This window comes from Dankookia sp. P2, assembly GCF_050632255.1.
GTDB lineage: Bacteria > Pseudomonadota > Alphaproteobacteria > Acetobacterales > Acetobacteraceae > Paracraurococcus.
The window spans coordinates 3,313,147-3,327,576 of sequence record NZ_CP192581.1 but is presented as its reverse complement, the minus strand read 5'-3'; the positions used below and the strand labels follow the sequence as shown (position 1 = coordinate 3,327,576).

Here is a 14,430-nt window from a genome sequence, read left to right as displayed (position 1 = left end):
TGCCTCTACCGGTCGAAATGCCTGCCGTCCCTCCCTGTTCACCACCGAGCAACGGTCGTTGGTCCGTGGTGAACAGGGCTGCGTGGCTGGACGGCCGCGCCTGTGCCGCTCAGGCGGCCTCGGCGCGTCCTGCGGCAGCCGTGGCGGCATAGCTCGCCCCGCTGCCCTCCAGCACCGCCTGCTGGCCGGTGAAGGCCTGCCAGCGCAGGACGGCGACATCGACATAGGCCAGCGAGAGCTCGACGGCATGGCAGACGCGCCCGGCCATCTCGGCAGCGATGATCGTGGTGCCTGACCCCGAGAATGGCTCGTAGACTGCCTGGCCGGGGCTGGAGTTGTTCTCGATCGGCCGGCGCATGCACTCGACCGGCTTCTGCGTGCCGTGGACCGTCTCGGCGTCCTGGCCAGTGCTGGCGATCTGCCAGAGCGTGGTCTGCTTCCTGTCGCCGGTCCAATGCCCGGTACCGCGGACCGCGTACCAGCAGGGCTCGTGCTGCCAGTGGTAGTGCCCGCGCCCGAGCACCAGGCGGTCCTTGGCCCAGATGATCTGGGCCCGGATGTCGAAGCCGCAGGCGGTCAGGCTCTCGGCCACCGTCGTGGCGTGCAGGGCGCCGTGCCAGACATAGGCGACGTCGCCCGGGAACAGCGCCCAGGCCTCGCGCCAGTCGGCCCGGTGGTCATTCTCCACCTTGCCGGTGCGGGCCGTCGTGCTGAGCCCGGCGCGGTTGCGCCAGGCCGGGTCGTAGGCCACGCCGTAGGGCGGGTCGCTGACCATGAGGTGCGGGCGGACGCCGGCCAGCACCCGCTCGACCACCGCCGGGTCCGTGCTGTCGCCGCAGGCCAGTCGGTGCCGGCCCAGCAGCCAGATATCCCCGGCGCGGCTGACCGGCTCGGCCGGCGGCTCCGGCACCAGGTCAGGGTCGGTCAGGCCATCGGTCGCCTCGATCAGCAGACGACCGAGCTCGTCCGGATCAAACCCCGTCAGGCCGAGGTCGAAGCCCTCGGTGCGCAACTCGCTGAGCTCGATCCGCAGCAGGTCATCGTCCCAGCCGGCGTTCAGCGCCAGCTTGTTATCGGCCAGCACATAGGCCCGCCGCTGCGCCGGGGTGAGGTGGCTGAGCTCGATCGTCGGCACCTCGGCGAGGCCGAGCTTGCGGGCGGCCATGAGCCTGCCGTGGCCGGCGATGACGCCGCGCTCGCCGTCGACCAGGATCGGGTTGGTGAAGCCAAACTCGCGGATCGAGGCGGCGATCTGCGCCACCTGCGCCTCGGAGTGGGTACGAGCATTCCGGGCATAGGGGACTAGGTCGGCGACCGATGCGGTCTTGTAGGCCGGAAACTTCGGGCTGAACGGCGCGGCGCTCATTCGCATTCCCCCTCGATCGTGCGGGTCGGGTTGGCTTCCTTGGGGTCGATGATCATGCGTCGGATGATCACCGTCGGCGGCTGCAGGGCCGCACCATCCCGGCCGGTCACCTCGACCTGGTGCTTCTCGCGCCAGCCGGCCCGCGCCTTGAGCCAGAAGATCGTCGCGGCGATGTTCCCCGGCGTGGTGGCCTGCTGGTAGAGGCATTGCGCGACGCGGGCGTTGGCCTCGATGGTGGCGATGTCGAGCTCCTGCCGAAAGCGCTTGCGCAGCGTCGGCGGGCTGCACTTCACCACCAGCGAGATGTCGTCGTGCGGCACGCCATAGCCTGCCATCGCCTTGACCAGGCGGCGCTGCTCGTCGGTCGGGGTGAACGGCTTCTGCGGCATCCTCGCGTGCTCCGCGCCGCGCTGCACGACAGCGGCGGCGTGCAGAGAATACCAGATCGGGAGTCAGCGGTTCAATACACCGCAAATACGACGTTTTGCGCTCTTCTGCGATGGCGGGCAGATATTCGCGGCAGATCGTCAGGCTGCACCTAATGCGAAGCCCTTGTAGAGCAGGTACAGACACCTCTAGCTTATTCGCCAGAGTGGCCGGCGGTCCTTACTTTGTCGAACTTGTCGCCTTGCGCGCGTGAGGGGGATGGATGCAGCAGCGTCGCGGAAAGAGTAGGGAGAGGAAGAGAATGCCTTGCGACGCTCCCGCGCGCGAGGCGACAAGTTCGACAAATCACTCCGTCCGGCTCCGTCAGAATCGCCTCTGCGGTTGCACGCTGTGCCTCGTCACGGCGTTCCTTCTCCCGCTTTGCCCGTTCGGCAAACAGCACCTGCACCTTCGGATTGACCTGCCACGCCGTTGGCGGCTTGGCGGCGTTCGCGCTCGGCTCAGGTGCCAGCCAGCCCATGGTGACAAGGCTCTCCATGACCGAGGCGATTTCAGCCTGACGTTCGGTCGGCTTCAACGGCCCGTAGCTCCGGACCACATCTCTCTTTGTCACCCGTTTCAGCTCGTGCGCCAGGATATGGCCCGCGATCCAGCGGGCGTGCCCAGTTTGCGGCGTCAGGTACATCACGGCATCGGCCCGAAGGAGGTGCGGCAGCAACACCTGACGCATGTACGCTGCCACCCGGGCTGCCGTCGCGGCCGGCACCTGGTACCGACCCGCCAAGCCCATCTGACCCCGCAGTTCAGCATCGGCGACATCGATGAGATGAAAGACCACCACGAGGCGAGCAAACAGGCCAGGCCACTTCCCCAGGGCCGACTTCAGCTTCGGCGACGTGTCTGGCATTGCCTTCATCAACTCGGCCAACTCGTCGATAGAACTCCCGGTGCACGTGCGCATCGGAGTGCAGGACAAGTCTCGGCTCCGGCACGCCTGCAGTGCGCCGCATACGGACAAGGTGGCCGAACAAGGCTTCATACCGAAGCTCGGGCCGCAGCGTCGGGGCGTCGATCGACGCCAGCCACGCTCGGGCCTGGCACAACGTACATGAATCGCTGCAACAGCCCGTCGTCGGCGGCTTCCTTGGCAATGCGCTGGATCGGCTCGGGTTGGATGCCCCCGAGGAAGGTCGCTGACCAGTTGGGGATTGTGAGCGTGCCGCGCTTGACCCGGTCCACCGAGAAGGCGCCGCCGTTGTAGAGCCGAAGGTAAGCGCCGCGGTCTCCGCCGCCTCCGCTCGCACGGTACCGGTCGAGATTGGCCAGGAACTCGGAGAGTTCGTCCTGCCGGACGAGTACCTTGCCGGCCGGGGCCCGCATGGTCGCCTCGCTGTCGGTGCGCAGCACCTCCGAAATCGCTTCTGTCGTCGTGTCTTCAATCATCACCCGCTCACGGAGCGGTCGGACGGGCTCTGCGGCAGGGTCGGCGTCCTTCTCCTTCTTCCACCGAGCGTGGTCGATTTTGTATTGCCGCATCGCCTGATCCCAGACCGTATGGAATTGAGCTTCGAGCGCGGCAAGCGGTCGGGTTACCGCGGCGACGACCGGCGATTTGCGGACGCTCGGGTCACCGACGATCGCGCCCCAGATCCGGGGGCTCTCCGTCCACTCATCGTCATGGCGCTTCGGCTGCAAACGGAAATCGTCGTGGATCACCGTGGCCAGGGCCACCAGCGCACCGAGGGCGACCATTGCGGGGTCCACGCCCATGCGTTCAGCCACGTCGAGTATGAACGGCGCGAGGGCGTCCGGCACATGGTCGGAGTGCAATACCGGGGCACCGGTCGCCTCGTCACTGGCAAGGAAGTCTACCGGGTCCGGCCATTCGGCGGACTGCGTCTCCTGGCTACCGCCGTCCTTGGCGACTGCGTTGGCTTCACCGAGCTTGGCCCGGGCCGTCGACACGGTCCTCCAGATATCGTCGGATCGGGCCTGCCAGCGGCCCGGCTGCACCGTGCCGTCCTTCAGGTCACGTAGTCGCTCCGGGACCGCCAGCATAAACCCACGTAGGGTTTGCACAGCCTGGCCATCGGGCATCCCGGCCTTCAGGTACCGCATCGCCAGTGCCACAAGCGGGGCATGGTAATCCGATCCGCTCAGAATGGCGGCGATCAGCTCGGCCGTCTCGCGGCTTTCCCCATGCCCGCTATCGGTCAAGGGAGCGCTCGCCCCGGCACCCGTCGGCCGGACGACCGCCCGGGCTTCCCGCAGCCGCTCCAGCGCCTCATCCAGATCGAGCTCGGCATCGGCCTCCGCCACGATCCGGGCAAGCCGCGGCTGCGCCTTCCGGTGCCATGAGCCGGGCCAGCGCAACGGGTGCACGGTCGGCTTGCTGGTCGGATCCGCCCCGACGATCTCCATGGCCAGACTGCGCGCGGTTTTGAGTGCGGCGTGCTCGGCCTGATCTCGGGTCGGCTCACTCAGCCGCCAGTGCAGGTGCAGCTTGGGCTCATACTCGCCGGTGTCCGGATTGAGCCACTCGCCCCCGCTGGCGACGATGACCGTGGCAGGCCCGATGAGGCTTTCAAGCTTGGTGCGGGCGGCAGTCGGAGCACGGTCACACTCGACGCTCAGCGCGAGGCCGTTGCACAGGTCCGCTTCGGTCGCGGAGGAGGAATTTCCGAAGGTGGCAATGGGCGGGGCAAACACGACGGGGGATCCAGCGCGCGCCGCCCGGCTCGCCTGGTTCAAAGCCGCATCGATCAGGGCGTCGAGGTCCCCCGTCAGGGCATGAGCCTCAATGGCGAACACCTTCTGCCCGCCATCGTGGAAGGAGCGGAGCGAGACAAAGGTACCGCCGTCAGCGTAGCGGAACAGTGCCGCGACGAAGCGGTCGATCTCGCGCCGGTCGGCCTGCAAGGGGGCGGCCGCGTTCATGCGCCACCTCGATCACGGGGCTTCGGCCCGAGCTCGCAGCGCAGCCAGGCATCCCGAAACGCCTGCGCCATGGCGGTGAGCGCGCGGTCGGGCTTGACCGCGGTGACGGGTTCGTCCGGCGGCTCCTGCCAGCGGCGACGGAAGTGCGGGTTCAGCGCCGGGTCGGACATCCGGGCGGCGGACGCGGTGTCCATCAGAGGACGCCCCTCAGGCTTTCGGCCTCGTAGGCCAGGACGTCTTCGAGCCGGTACACGACCCGGCCGCCGATCTTCATGAACGCCGGCCCCTGGCCAATCCAACGCCAGCGTTCCAAGGTTCTCGGGCTGATCTTCCACCGTTCAGCCAAGTCGTTCTGGCTCAACCGGCGTTGAGCGTAAGGGAAAAAGGTCATGACCGCAGCTCCTGCGCCGAACATCGGCGCGATTTTCTGCGGTGGGATTAGGGGTCAGACGAAATCCCGATCCATGCTCCCGTTTTACATTAAGATTTTCCCGATTTGATTTTTGCAGTGGCAAATCGGGAGTGTGGATTGGGATCTGCGGTATGCCTACTTCGATGCTATGTACGATGACCGCCCACGACCGAAGACGCCGACCGAGCAATCTGCTTTGGGCGCCGTGCGACCGCAATCAATCTCCTTCTGCTGCGGGAAGTGCGACCTTCTGCCGATGCTCATCGAGCAGTGTGCGGTAAAGCGATCCCAACGCATTCTGCATCCGCTTGCTGCCCAATGGCGAATAGGACGGAGCGGATTTCTTGAGCCAATCTTCCAGGCAATCGGTTTCTTCGGTCAGCGTGGGGCGAAGCGCGCCTGTGATCGCACGGTGCTTCATCATGCTTGCGGCCAGCGCCAATGGCGACGCTTTACCCGGCGGTGCCAACTCGACCCGCAGACCAACCCGGACATGCTCGGCATGCGCCTCCAACAAGGCGGCGACGGTATCTGGAAGGAGGGTCGCGGCTTGCTCGGGCGTGATCTGCTGGAGCACTCTCTCGGCGATCGCCTCAGAGCTATACGATATTGCTGGGACGGTACTTCCGCCTGCAGGTCCGCCGTATCCGTGATCTTGGTCGGCCTTATGACCGGGGCTAGTGCCCGACCGATCTTGACCCAGGCTAGAGCTCGCAAACTTCACCTCAGAAACCTCGACGGCTCCGTACAGCGCCTCATCGATCGTGATCGTGTTGTCGTCGAAATTCATCTCGAAGCTTGCCGCCCAGACGCCCGGGAGCGGCTCATGGCGGGTGCCCCGTGCCGGCTTGATTGGGACGCCACGCACGAACAGCCGTTCCTGGTTCAGGCGCGCGATCAGGTCTCGCTTGAGCCTTTTCCAAGCCGAGAACAGCGGATCGTAGTCGGGCTGCGCCATCAGCCACTCATTCGGGCTGATTTTGCGCAGGTCCCCTGGATCGCTCAGCAGGGAGTAGTGGAAGAGGTCGCCAATCTGGTTGGCCGTCATCCGCCGCTCCTCAGCCTTGACAGCCTCGACCAGCGAGGGGTCCGCCCACTTCACAAGCGCCTCGCGCAGCGGAAGAACATCAACTTCGACTTGCTCAGCCATGCACACCCCGCAGATCGGTTAGCAATCCGGAATATTGCCACGCGCCGCAGCGCAGTTCGACGCAAATGCGTCACCCCCGGTCAGCAGGTTGCCGCATGACCACCGCCGCCGACCCGGCCCTCCGCCATCTCCCACCCCACCTCCGCGACGTCTGCGCCATCCTCGCCGCCGGCCTGGTGCGGCTTCGGCGCCGCACTGCCGAGGACTTCGCCCGTGACGCCGCCCAGGCCGCAGGTGACAGAGAGAGTTCGCTACACTTCACCGCCCGCCAGAGCGTGCATGCGGACCCCTTGGAGAGGGCCTCCGCATGACCCGACGTCAACCAGTAACCGCGCCAGTGTCAATCACGCCGGTCATCCCCGGCATCCCGCCAGCGCAGGTGCTGCCGCGCCTGGCCGCGCTGCAGACCACGCCGATCGCTAACCTGAAGCAGCAATGGCGCGAGTTGTTCGGCAAGGAACCGCCGCCGTTCAACAAGGCCTACATCCAGAGCCGGCTGGCCTACCGCATCCAGGAAGCTGGCCTATGGCGGGTTGAAGCCGGAGACGCGGGCCAGGCTGGAGGCTCTCGGCGAGCAGCTGGACGGCGGCAACATCGTCCTCCGCCGCATCCGCGCCGATAGCCGCCCGCTGCCCGGCACGCGGCTGCTCCGCGAGTACGACGGCGTGCAGCACGTGGTCACGGTCCGGGCCGACGACTTCGAGTACGAGGGCCGGCCCTACCGGTCGCTCTCCGCCATCACCCGGCACATCACCGGCACGCGCTGGAACGGCTGGACCTTCTTTGGCCTGAAAGGGAGGGGCGAGGCATGAGCCGTAGGAAGCTGCCCGAGCCGACGATGCCCGCCACGGTCAAGAAGCTCCGCTGCGCGGTCTACACCCGCAAGAGCACCGACGAGAGGCTGGAGAAGGAGTTCAGCACGCTGGACGCCCAGCGCGACGCCTGCGAGGCCTACGTGGCCTCCCAGCGCGCCGAGGGCTGGGTCCTGGTCCGCGACCACTACGACGACGGGGGCTTCTCGGGCGGCACGCTGGAGCGGCCGGCATTGCGGCGCCTGCTGGCCGACATCGAGCAGGGTCGGATCGACATCATCGTGGTCTACAAGATTGACCGCCTGTCCCGCTCGCTGATGGACTTCGCCAAGCTGGTAGAGACCATGGAGGCGCACGGCGTGACCTTCGTCTCGATCACGCAGAGCTTCAACACGACGACCAGCATGGGACGACTGACGCTGAACATTCTGCTCAGCTTTGCCCAGTTCGAGCGCGAGGTCATCGGCGAGCGTATCCGGGATAAGTTCGCTGCCTCGCGCGCCCGCGGCATGTGGATGGGGGGCAAGGTGCCGCTTGGCTACGACGTGGTGGCCCGGAAGCTGATCATTAACGAGGACGGCGCCGCCCGGGTACGGCGGGTGTTCGAGCTCTTCGTCGAGACCGGCTCCGGGACCGAGACGGCGAGGCGGCTTCAAGCGGAGGGTGTGACGAGCCGGTCTGGTCGGCCACTGGACAAGGGCGATGTTTACAAGGTCCTGAACCTGCGAACCTACGTCGGCGAAGTCTCGCACAAGGGACATGTCTACCCCGGCGAGCACCAGGCTATCGTGCCGCGGGAGCTTTGGGACCGGGTGCAGGCGGTGATGCAGGTCAGCCCGCGCACCAGGGCCGCGCAGAACCGCCAGCATGCACCGGCGCTGCTCAAGGGCCTGATCTACGGCGTGGACGGGCGGGCGCTGTCGCCGACGCACTGCCGGAAGAAGGGGCGCCTGTACCGGTACTACGTCGCGCAGCGGGTGCTGAAGGGGGACGCAATCGGAGATGACGGCATCGTCCGGCGCGTGTCGGCGGCCGAGATCGAGGCCGCGGTGGTGGAGCAGGTCCGGGCACTGCTGCGGCAGCCGGAGGTGGTGGTCGGGGCCTGGATAGCGGCGCGGGCCGAGGTACCGGGGCTCAAGGAGGGCGAAGTCCGCGAGGCGCTGGCCCGGCTCGACCCGCTATGGGGCGAGCTGTTCCCGGCCGAGCAGGCGCGGATCGTGCGGGCCCTGGTGGAGCGGGTGGTGATCGGGCCCGCCGGAGCCGACATCCGGCTCCGCGTCGAGGGGCTGGCCGGCCTAGTCCGAGACCTCACCGCGATCGCGCCCGAGGCACTGAGGGCCGCGGTATGACCGCCACGGTGACGCATGTCACGGTCCGGGTGCCGCTGAGCATCCGGCGACGGCCGGGACGGAAGACGGTGGTGACGCCGGTGCAGGAGGACCTGCCTGACGTGGCCACGCGCGCCGACCCAGCGCTGCTGAAAGCGCTGGCCCGGGCTTTCCGGTACCAGCGACTGCTGGACGAAGGGCGGTATGCCTCGATCAGCGAGATGGCCGCGGCGGAGAGGATCGAGCGCGGATATCTCGGCACGCTACTGCGCCTAACGCTGCTGGCACCGAATTTTGTCGAGGCGATCCTGGATGGTCGACAGTCGGAGAAGTTGACGCTGCCGCAGTTGCTGGAACCGTTGACGCTGGCGTGGACGGAGCAGGTCAGGCCGCGAAGTTTCTAGGCCCGGGCAGTTCCCTACTTTCACCCCCGTGACCCACGGCCATCCGCCCTGTTAGGCTCGGCTCCAACACGAACTAAGGCACGGCGACCACATGCCGATCTACGAAGCGCGGCCGGAGGGCCTCGAGCCAGTCGCGGCCACCACCTTCGAGGCAGAGGGTTGGAAGGAGCGCGGCGACATCCAACGCCTGCTCAGAGAGCGGATCGGCGCGATCGAGGACGGCTTGCTCGTGCTCGCCGAGGAGTTCGCGGGTTGGGTCGACGCCGCGCGGCGCATCGACCTGTTGTGCCTCGACGCCCTGGCCAACCTCGTGGTCGTGGAGCTTAAGCGGGGCAGCGACGGCGGCGGACACATGGAGCTGCAGGCGCTGCGTTACGCCGCCATGGTCTCGGCGATGACCTTCGACCAGGCCGTCGCGGCGCTTGCTGGGTTTCGCGACCGGGCTGCGCCCGACCCCGAGGCGGCCCGGGCCGAAATCCTGGCCCACCTGGGCTGGACATCGCCAGACGAGGAAAGGTTCGCTGACACGGTGCGGATGATCCTGGTGTCCGCGGACTTTTCGCGGGAGGTGACCACCACGGTGCTCTGGCTCCGCGACTTCGGGCTAGACGTCCGCTGCGTTCGGTTGCGGCCACATCGCCTCGGCGACGGGCGGCTATTGCTGGACGTACAGCAGATCATCCCGCTGCCGGAGGCGTCGGAGTTCCAGACGCGGCTTGAGGAAAAGAAGGCGGCTGAGCGCAAGGAGCGCGGCGAGCGGGCGCAGCTGCTCGACCGCTTCCTCCGCCAGCTTCGCCGAACTTGCGGCAGCGCGGACCGACCTGCACCGCGGCCGCTCGCCGGATGCTGACCTCGGCGTGCACTTAGCGGCTATTGGCAAGGCCGGCTTCTCCATCGCCTACGTGGTGGCGCGAGACACGTCCCGCGTCGAGTTGCTGATCCAGCGTGACGACGGACGCCGGCTCCTGCTGCGCCTGAGGGAGAACCGGGAGGCGATCGAGGCGGCGTTCGGAGAGCCGCTGGTGTGGCAGGAGAAGGAGGGCGTCCGGCAGTGCCGCGTCTACCGTCCGGTAGACGGTGGCTACCGCTCGCCGGAGGCCGAGTGGCCGCGCATCCAGCACGAGATGATCGACGCCATGATCCGCCTCGAACAGACCTTCCGCGCTCGGGTCCAGGCGCTAACGTGATCGCTTCCCAGTCGCGGGCACTCCGTCACCGGTGGCTGTCGGCCGAGAGGAGGTACGCCTCGATCAGCGAGATGGCACGAGCCGCGGTATCCAGCGAGGGTACATGAGGACGCTGCTGCGCCTGACGCTGCTGGCGCGAGACATTGAAGAGACGATGCTGGGCGGGTGGCAGTCGGAGGGGTTGGGGTTGGGGCTGGTGCTACTGCGCGAGCCGTTCTCCTATGTCCTGAGCAGAGCGCACAGGGCATCTCTGACGTCATTCATGGCGCATACCAGCCGATAATTAGAGCGATACTGGAAATGAATCCGAGATTCCCGACAATGATGCCGAGCACGAGCACTAGATCTTGGATCGCCGACATGGCGGCGCCTGCAAGATTGCTATCATGATCCTGCCGGTAGCTGCGCTTTCCGGACGGCTTGGAGGCAGTTGGAGCCTTCGCCGCATCGTCGGCCTGGGGCCGGGCCGATCCGTCGCTGCAGGGCGTCATCCGTGCCTCTGCAACAGAGATTATCGCAGTGCGAATGGCCATAGTAGCGTCTCCGGCACAAAAAACGCCTAATAGACGAGCTTGCCGAGGGCAATTCTGATTGCCGTTATAAAACCCGTGAAGTACGCCGTCGCACCGATGAGAAGGAGTGCGTCCTCGAAGCGCATGAGGTCGAACCAGGTACGCTGAGACGTCATCTTGGCCTCCATTCTGTTGTCGTTTGCGACAAGAAGGAGGGTGGCCCGGTTAGCCGATCGGATTCCTGGAAGCCGCCTGAAATCGCGACGAAGTCCTGCCGAAATCGGCATACAATCGGCGTCCTTCTGCGGGAATGTACGTATGGAGCGCGCCAAACCAGAGTTGTTGCATGCAGGACAGGACGTCCTGCGGTTCGCTGATTTTACCTTGGATTCGGGCCGCGGAGCTCTGCTGCGCCCGGACGGAACCCACATCGCGCTCCGACCGAAAACGGCAGAGCTCTTGCGCCATTTGGCTGAGCGGGCCGGCCACGTCGTGGCCCGTGACGTATTGCTCGAAGCTGTATGGCCGGGAGTTTACGTCAGCGAGGACAGTGTCACGCAATGTGTGGCTGAGATCCGTCGTGCGCTCGGTGAGGCCGGCAATAGCTTGCTCAAAACTTTGCCGAAGCGCGGTTACATGCTGGACGTCAAACCGCATCAGGAGGTTGCAGCACCGGATGATGCTTTGCCCAATCGGGTGAAAGGTGAGACCTCCCCGTCGTCAAATAAACCATCAGTGGTAGTGCTGCCATTTCAGAACATGAGCGGTGACCCTGAGCAAGAATATTTTGCAGATGGCATCGTAGAGGAGATCACCACTGCGCTCTCTCGTATCCGTTGGCTGTTCGTGATAGCACGAAATAGTGCGTTTATTTACAAAGGCCGTGCCGTCGACGTACGCCAAGTAGGGGTGAACTTGGCGTACGATATGTTTTGGAAGGCAGCGTCCGAAAGGAAGGACGGCGTTTACGTATCATTGCGAAGATGGTGGAAGCCGAAACCGGGCGGCACATTTGGGCCGATCGCTTCGATGGCGCACTCGATGATGTTTTCGGATTGCAGGACAAGGTCACCGAGGCTGTCGCGGGCGCGGTCGAGCCAGGCGTCCGACTCACCGAAACGGAATTTTCGTTACGAAAAAGACCAGAAAATCTGACTGCCTACGATCAATACTTGCGTGGACTCTCACGATATTATGTCGTCACACGGGAAGCAAGCGACGATGCGGTACATCACCTGCGTCAGGCGATCGCAGCGGATGCGGGCTACGCCGCCGCCAAAGCTACGCTTGCCCACTGCCTCATGCTACGGGGGACGCATCGTTGGACCACACCCGAAGATCTCGCTGAGGCCGTCCGTTTGGCGCGCGAGGCGCTGACTACGGCTAAAGACGACCCCGAAGTACTCCGCCTCGCTGGACATGTGATTGCGACGTTAGGAATGGATGTCGCTACCGGCTTGGCCGCTACTCGCCGCGCCGTGTCCATGAACCCAAACTCGGCGGCTGCGAACGCCTCGGCAGGTTGGGTCCACAACCAAGCCGGCGAAGGACATCAAGCGGTAGTATATTTCGAGCGCGCGCGTCGGCTGAGCCCGCGTGACCCCAATCTCGGTCGCTACCTGTCGGGCCTCAGTCTCGCTGCTTTTCTAAGCGCCGACCTAGTCAGAGCGGAACTGGCGGCACGCGACGCTATAAGCGAAGCACCGCAATGGCCTTTAGGTCACCTCGCGCTTGCACTTGCTTTAGCCAAACAAAATCGCATTCAGGAAGCTCAGGCAGCCAGCCAACAGCTATTGGCAGTCGTGCCGGAATTCCGCATTACACAAAATGCCTTCTTTCAGGGGCTCATGGTGCGCCTGCCCGTACAGGCAGCGATTATGCAGGAGGCAGCAGTGGCAGCGGAAATACCGCTCTAATGTCAATCGGCGCGCAACCAAGACCCTGGATTGGCGTGGTTTCACGAGGCTATTTCTTTTATTTTCGAATAGCCGGGGCGATTTACTTCGCTCTGTCGGACGCACCCCTCGCTAACAGCGCCTCTCGCAACCGACGTCGAACCACGGCCCGGCGCTCGGCCTCCGGAGCGCTGGCACGCACTTGCCGCTGAATCTCCGCTCGCTTCTCGTGAATGGACACGATGACAGGTCCCATGGGGATACCGACATCGACCAGCACTGCCTCGGCCAGTTGTAAACTGGCTTCAATTGTCTCAGGCACCGCGTCCGTAACACCAACGCTATACAGGTGGGTGGCATGCGCCTCATCTCGGGCGCGAGCGATAACGAGCAGGTCCTGCCGTTCCCGCCTGGCTGCTGTAACGAGTTCGTCCACGGCATTTCGATCGTTCATCGTGGCCACCAACGCCCGGGCGGTGTCCAGTTGGAGATGCCGGACCAGTTCAATGTTGGTGACGTCCCCGTAGTAGACCTGCTTTCCCCTCGCGCGCTGCTTGGCCACCTCGTCCGGGTCGCTGTCGAGGGCCACATAGGGCACGCGGTGCACCTCGAGCATCGCTGCGACCATCTGGCCCACACGACCGAAGCCGGCGATGACCACGCGAGGCGTAGTTTCTGGTCCCGGCAGCGCAGCCGGATCGATCATGGGCTTGGCCGCTCCGCTGAATGTCAGCCTCTTGCCAACAATCGAGAGCAGCGGAATCGCAGCCATGGTGAGGGCGGCCAGGAGGAGGGCGAAGTCGGCGGCGTCCTGGGAGACTAACCCCAGTGTCGCGGCCGGGGCCAGGATGACAAAGCTGAACTCCCCGCCAGGCCCCAACAGAAGGCCGGCTTGCAGCCCCGCCGCCCAGGGTATTCCAAAGGCTCGCGCCAGAATGGCTGTGAGAGCTAACTTACCGCCAACCAGAGCTAGTGCTGCAGCGAGGATGATAAACGGCTGCGCGGCGATCTGGGCTAGGTCGAGGCTCATTCCAATCGAGACCAGGAAGACGCCGATCAGGAGCCCCTTGAATGGTTCGACGGTGGCTTCGATCTGCCGACGGTACTCGGTCTCGGCCAGCAGCAGGCCGGCGATCAGGGCGCCCATGGTCATGGACAGACCGACGACCGCCGTCGCCAAACCGGTGCCTAGGACCACGAGCAGGCAAGCCGCCATAAACAGCTCCGGACTCCGGGTGCGCGCGACCGTGCGGAACAGCGGCCGGAGGCTGAGCCGGCCGACCAGGATCACAGCGCCGACTGCAAAGGCGGCTTGGCTGATGGCAATGCCGAATGCCGCGGGCCCGGTGCCGAGTACAGCCACGCCGAAGAGGACCGGGACAACAGCAAGGTCCTGCATTAGGAGCACGGCAATGCTCGCGCGGCCCGCCGCCGAGGAAAGGCGCTTCCCTTCCGAGAGGACCTGGACGACGACAGCCGTCGACGACATGGCCAATGTAAGGCCGAGTGTCACAGCAGCAGGCGGCGGCTGCCCCAGCGCAAAAGCAGCCGCCGCCAGACCTGCGGTCGTCAGGACGACGTGGAGGGATCCCAGCCCGAACACCAGGCGCCGCATGAGCAGCAGGCGCTCGAGGGAGAGTTCGAGGCCGATCATGAACAGCAGCATGACGACGCCGAGATCCGCGATGGGTCCGATCGAGGCAGCATTTGTAATGGTGACCGCCTCAAGCCAGGAAACCTGCCGTGCCAGGGCCCCTAGGCCGGACGGGCCCACAGCCATGCCGACCAGCAGGAAGCCAAGGACCGGGCTGACGCGGAGTCGATGGAATAGCGGGACAACGACACCCGCCGCGCCAAGGATAATGAGAACTTCTTTGAAGTCGGATGGATGGACGGGGCTGGCCATGCTGCAAGGGTACCTACAGACCGCTACCGCAGCATGGGCTTTCTCCGCGGTCCGACCAGCATAAGTGTGGCTTGCTAGTCTATCTCCCACCGGCTCTCGGACAATGGGATTGGCGCGCCCGCCTGAGAATCTAT

17 protein-coding genes are annotated in these 14,430 nt (G+C 65.3%); 8 read left to right on the top strand and 9 right to left on the bottom strand.

Annotated features, from left to right (window positions below; translation table 11 throughout):
- Nucleotides 1-109: 109 nt before the first annotated feature.
- From ACQ86J_RS19670 to ACQ86J_RS19640, 7 genes are all read right to left on the bottom strand, one after another.
- Entirely contained in the window at nt 110-1,366 is a 1,257-nt protein-coding gene (locus ACQ86J_RS19670; RefSeq protein WP_431266839.1) for a site-specific DNA-methyltransferase, read from the bottom strand.
- Complete coding sequence (locus tag ACQ86J_RS19665; RefSeq protein WP_431266838.1) at nt 1,363-1,782, bottom strand: hypothetical protein; 420 nt, start codon at nt 1,780-1,782, stop codon at nt 1,363-1,365. Before ACQ86J_RS19665 ends, ACQ86J_RS19670 begins: the two co-directional genes overlap by 4 nt.
- 164 nt (nt 1,783-1,946) lie before the next feature.
- The gene (locus ACQ86J_RS19660; protein ID WP_431266837.1) at nt 1,947-2,681 is read right to left on the bottom strand and encodes a hypothetical protein; all 735 of its coding nucleotides are present in this window, start codon (nt 2,679-2,681) and stop codon (nt 1,947-1,949) included.
- Between the two features lie 107 nt (nt 2,682-2,788).
- Nucleotides 2,789-4,690 (bottom strand): DUF3987 domain-containing protein, encoded by a 1,902-nt coding sequence (locus tag ACQ86J_RS19655; protein ID WP_431266836.1) that lies wholly within the window; start codon nt 4,688-4,690, stop codon nt 2,789-2,791.
- A complete protein-coding gene (locus ACQ86J_RS19650) occupies nt 4,687-4,884 on the bottom strand; it encodes a hypothetical protein (protein ID WP_431266835.1) in 198 nt (65 codons plus the stop codon). The genes ACQ86J_RS19655 and ACQ86J_RS19650 overlap by 4 nt, the downstream gene beginning before the upstream one ends.
- The gene (locus tag ACQ86J_RS19645) at nt 4,884-5,081 is read right to left on the bottom strand and encodes a helix-turn-helix transcriptional regulator (RefSeq protein ID WP_431266834.1); all 198 of its coding nucleotides are present in this window, start codon (nt 5,079-5,081) and stop codon (nt 4,884-4,886) included. The genes ACQ86J_RS19650 and ACQ86J_RS19645 overlap by 1 nt, the downstream gene beginning before the upstream one ends.
- 238 nt (nt 5,082-5,319) lie before the next feature.
- On the bottom strand, nt 5,320-6,252 hold the full coding sequence (locus tag ACQ86J_RS19640; RefSeq protein ID WP_431266833.1) for a hypothetical protein: 933 nt from the start codon (nt 6,250-6,252) through the stop codon (nt 5,320-5,322).
- A gap of 307 nt (nt 6,253-6,559) precedes the next feature.
- On the opposite strand from ACQ86J_RS19640, the gene ACQ86J_RS19635 reads away from it, so the two are divergent.
- The 6 genes from ACQ86J_RS19635 (at nt 6,560) to ACQ86J_RS19610 (ending at nt 9,983) form a co-directional block, all read left to right on the top strand.
- The gene (locus ACQ86J_RS19635; RefSeq protein ID WP_431266832.1) at nt 6,560-6,874 is read left to right on the top strand and encodes a DUF2924 domain-containing protein; all 315 of its coding nucleotides are present in this window, start codon (nt 6,560-6,562) and stop codon (nt 6,872-6,874) included.
- Complete coding sequence (locus ACQ86J_RS19630) at nt 6,786-7,064, top strand: DUF2924 domain-containing protein (protein ID WP_431266831.1); 279 nt, start codon at nt 6,786-6,788, stop codon at nt 7,062-7,064. The genes ACQ86J_RS19635 and ACQ86J_RS19630 overlap by 89 nt, the downstream gene beginning before the upstream one ends.
- Before the next feature lie 26 nt (nt 7,065-7,090).
- Nucleotides 7,091-8,413, top strand: coding sequence for a recombinase family protein (locus ACQ86J_RS19625; RefSeq protein WP_431266830.1), 1,323 nt, complete (start codon nt 7,091-7,093; stop codon nt 8,411-8,413).
- Nucleotides 8,410-8,796, top strand: coding sequence for a hypothetical protein (locus tag ACQ86J_RS19620; protein ID WP_431266829.1), 387 nt, complete (start codon nt 8,410-8,412; stop codon nt 8,794-8,796). The genes ACQ86J_RS19625 and ACQ86J_RS19620 overlap by 4 nt, the downstream gene beginning before the upstream one ends.
- Before the next feature lie 91 nt (nt 8,797-8,887).
- Nucleotides 8,888-9,646 (top strand): hypothetical protein, encoded by a 759-nt coding sequence (locus ACQ86J_RS19615; RefSeq protein ID WP_431266828.1) that lies wholly within the window; start codon nt 8,888-8,890, stop codon nt 9,644-9,646.
- Nucleotides 9,531-9,983 carry a DUF4268 domain-containing protein gene (locus tag ACQ86J_RS19610; RefSeq protein ID WP_431272469.1) on the top strand — a complete coding sequence of 151 codons (453 nt, stop codon included), beginning with the start codon at nt 9,531-9,533 and terminating at the stop codon, nt 9,981-9,983. Before ACQ86J_RS19615 ends, ACQ86J_RS19610 begins: the two co-directional genes overlap by 116 nt.
- A 260-nt stretch (nt 9,984-10,243) precedes the next feature.
- Here the strand turns inward: ACQ86J_RS19610 and ACQ86J_RS19605 are convergent, their stop codons facing one another.
- A complete protein-coding gene (locus tag ACQ86J_RS19605) occupies nt 10,244-10,516 on the bottom strand; it encodes a hypothetical protein (RefSeq protein WP_431266827.1) in 273 nt (90 codons plus the stop codon).
- A 297-nt stretch (nt 10,517-10,813) separates the two neighbouring features.
- Here ACQ86J_RS19605 and ACQ86J_RS19600 point away from each other — a divergent pair, with 297 nt between their 5' ends.
- Complete coding sequence (locus ACQ86J_RS19600; RefSeq protein WP_431266826.1) at nt 10,814-11,650, top strand: winged helix-turn-helix domain-containing protein; 837 nt, start codon at nt 10,814-10,816, stop codon at nt 11,648-11,650.
- Complete coding sequence (locus ACQ86J_RS19595) at nt 11,551-12,411, top strand: tetratricopeptide repeat protein (protein ID WP_431266825.1); 861 nt, start codon at nt 11,551-11,553, stop codon at nt 12,409-12,411. The genes ACQ86J_RS19600 and ACQ86J_RS19595 overlap by 100 nt, the downstream gene beginning before the upstream one ends.
- An 82-nt stretch (nt 12,412-12,493) precedes the next feature.
- Here the strand turns inward: ACQ86J_RS19595 and ACQ86J_RS19590 are convergent, their stop codons facing one another.
- Nucleotides 12,494-14,296: a cation:proton antiporter gene (locus tag ACQ86J_RS19590; RefSeq protein ID WP_431266824.1), complete on the bottom strand. Its 1,803-nt coding sequence runs from the start codon at nt 14,294-14,296 to the stop codon at nt 12,494-12,496.
- Between the last annotated feature and the right edge of the window lie 134 nt (nt 14,297-14,430).

Bases quoted from the DNA above. Each gene is read 5' to 3' on its own strand.
- ACQ86J_RS19670 (WP_431266839.1), bottom strand. From the start codon at position 1,366: ATGAGCGCCGCGCCGTTCAGCCCGAAGTTTCCGGCCTACAAGACCGCA.
- ACQ86J_RS19655 (WP_431266836.1), bottom strand. From the start codon at position 4,690: ATGAACGCGGCCGCCCCCTTGCAGGCCGACCGGCGCGAGATCGACCGC.
- ACQ86J_RS19650 (WP_431266835.1), bottom strand. From the start codon at position 4,884: ATGGACACCGCGTCCGCCGCCCGGATGTCCGACCCGGCGCTGAACCCG.
- ACQ86J_RS19645 (WP_431266834.1), bottom strand. From the start codon at position 5,081: ATGACCTTTTTCCCTTACGCTCAACGCCGGTTGAGCCAGAACGACTTG.
- ACQ86J_RS19640 (WP_431266833.1), bottom strand. From the start codon at position 6,252: ATGGCTGAGCAAGTCGAAGTTGATGTTCTTCCGCTGCGCGAGGCGCTT.
- ACQ86J_RS19635 (WP_431266832.1), top strand. From the start codon at position 6,560: ATGACCCGACGTCAACCAGTAACCGCGCCAGTGTCAATCACGCCGGTC.
- ACQ86J_RS19625 (WP_431266830.1), top strand. From the start codon at position 7,091: ATGCCCGCCACGGTCAAGAAGCTCCGCTGCGCGGTCTACACCCGCAAG.
- ACQ86J_RS19620 (WP_431266829.1), top strand. From the start codon at position 8,410: ATGACCGCCACGGTGACGCATGTCACGGTCCGGGTGCCGCTGAGCATC.
- ACQ86J_RS19615 (WP_431266828.1), top strand. From the start codon at position 8,888: ATGCCGATCTACGAAGCGCGGCCGGAGGGCCTCGAGCCAGTCGCGGCC.
- ACQ86J_RS19605 (WP_431266827.1), bottom strand. From the start codon at position 10,516: ATGGCCATTCGCACTGCGATAATCTCTGTTGCAGAGGCACGGATGACG.
- ACQ86J_RS19600 (WP_431266826.1), top strand. From the start codon at position 10,814: ATGGAGCGCGCCAAACCAGAGTTGTTGCATGCAGGACAGGACGTCCTG.
- ACQ86J_RS19590 (WP_431266824.1), bottom strand. From the start codon at position 14,296: ATGGCCAGCCCCGTCCATCCATCCGACTTCAAAGAAGTTCTCATTATC.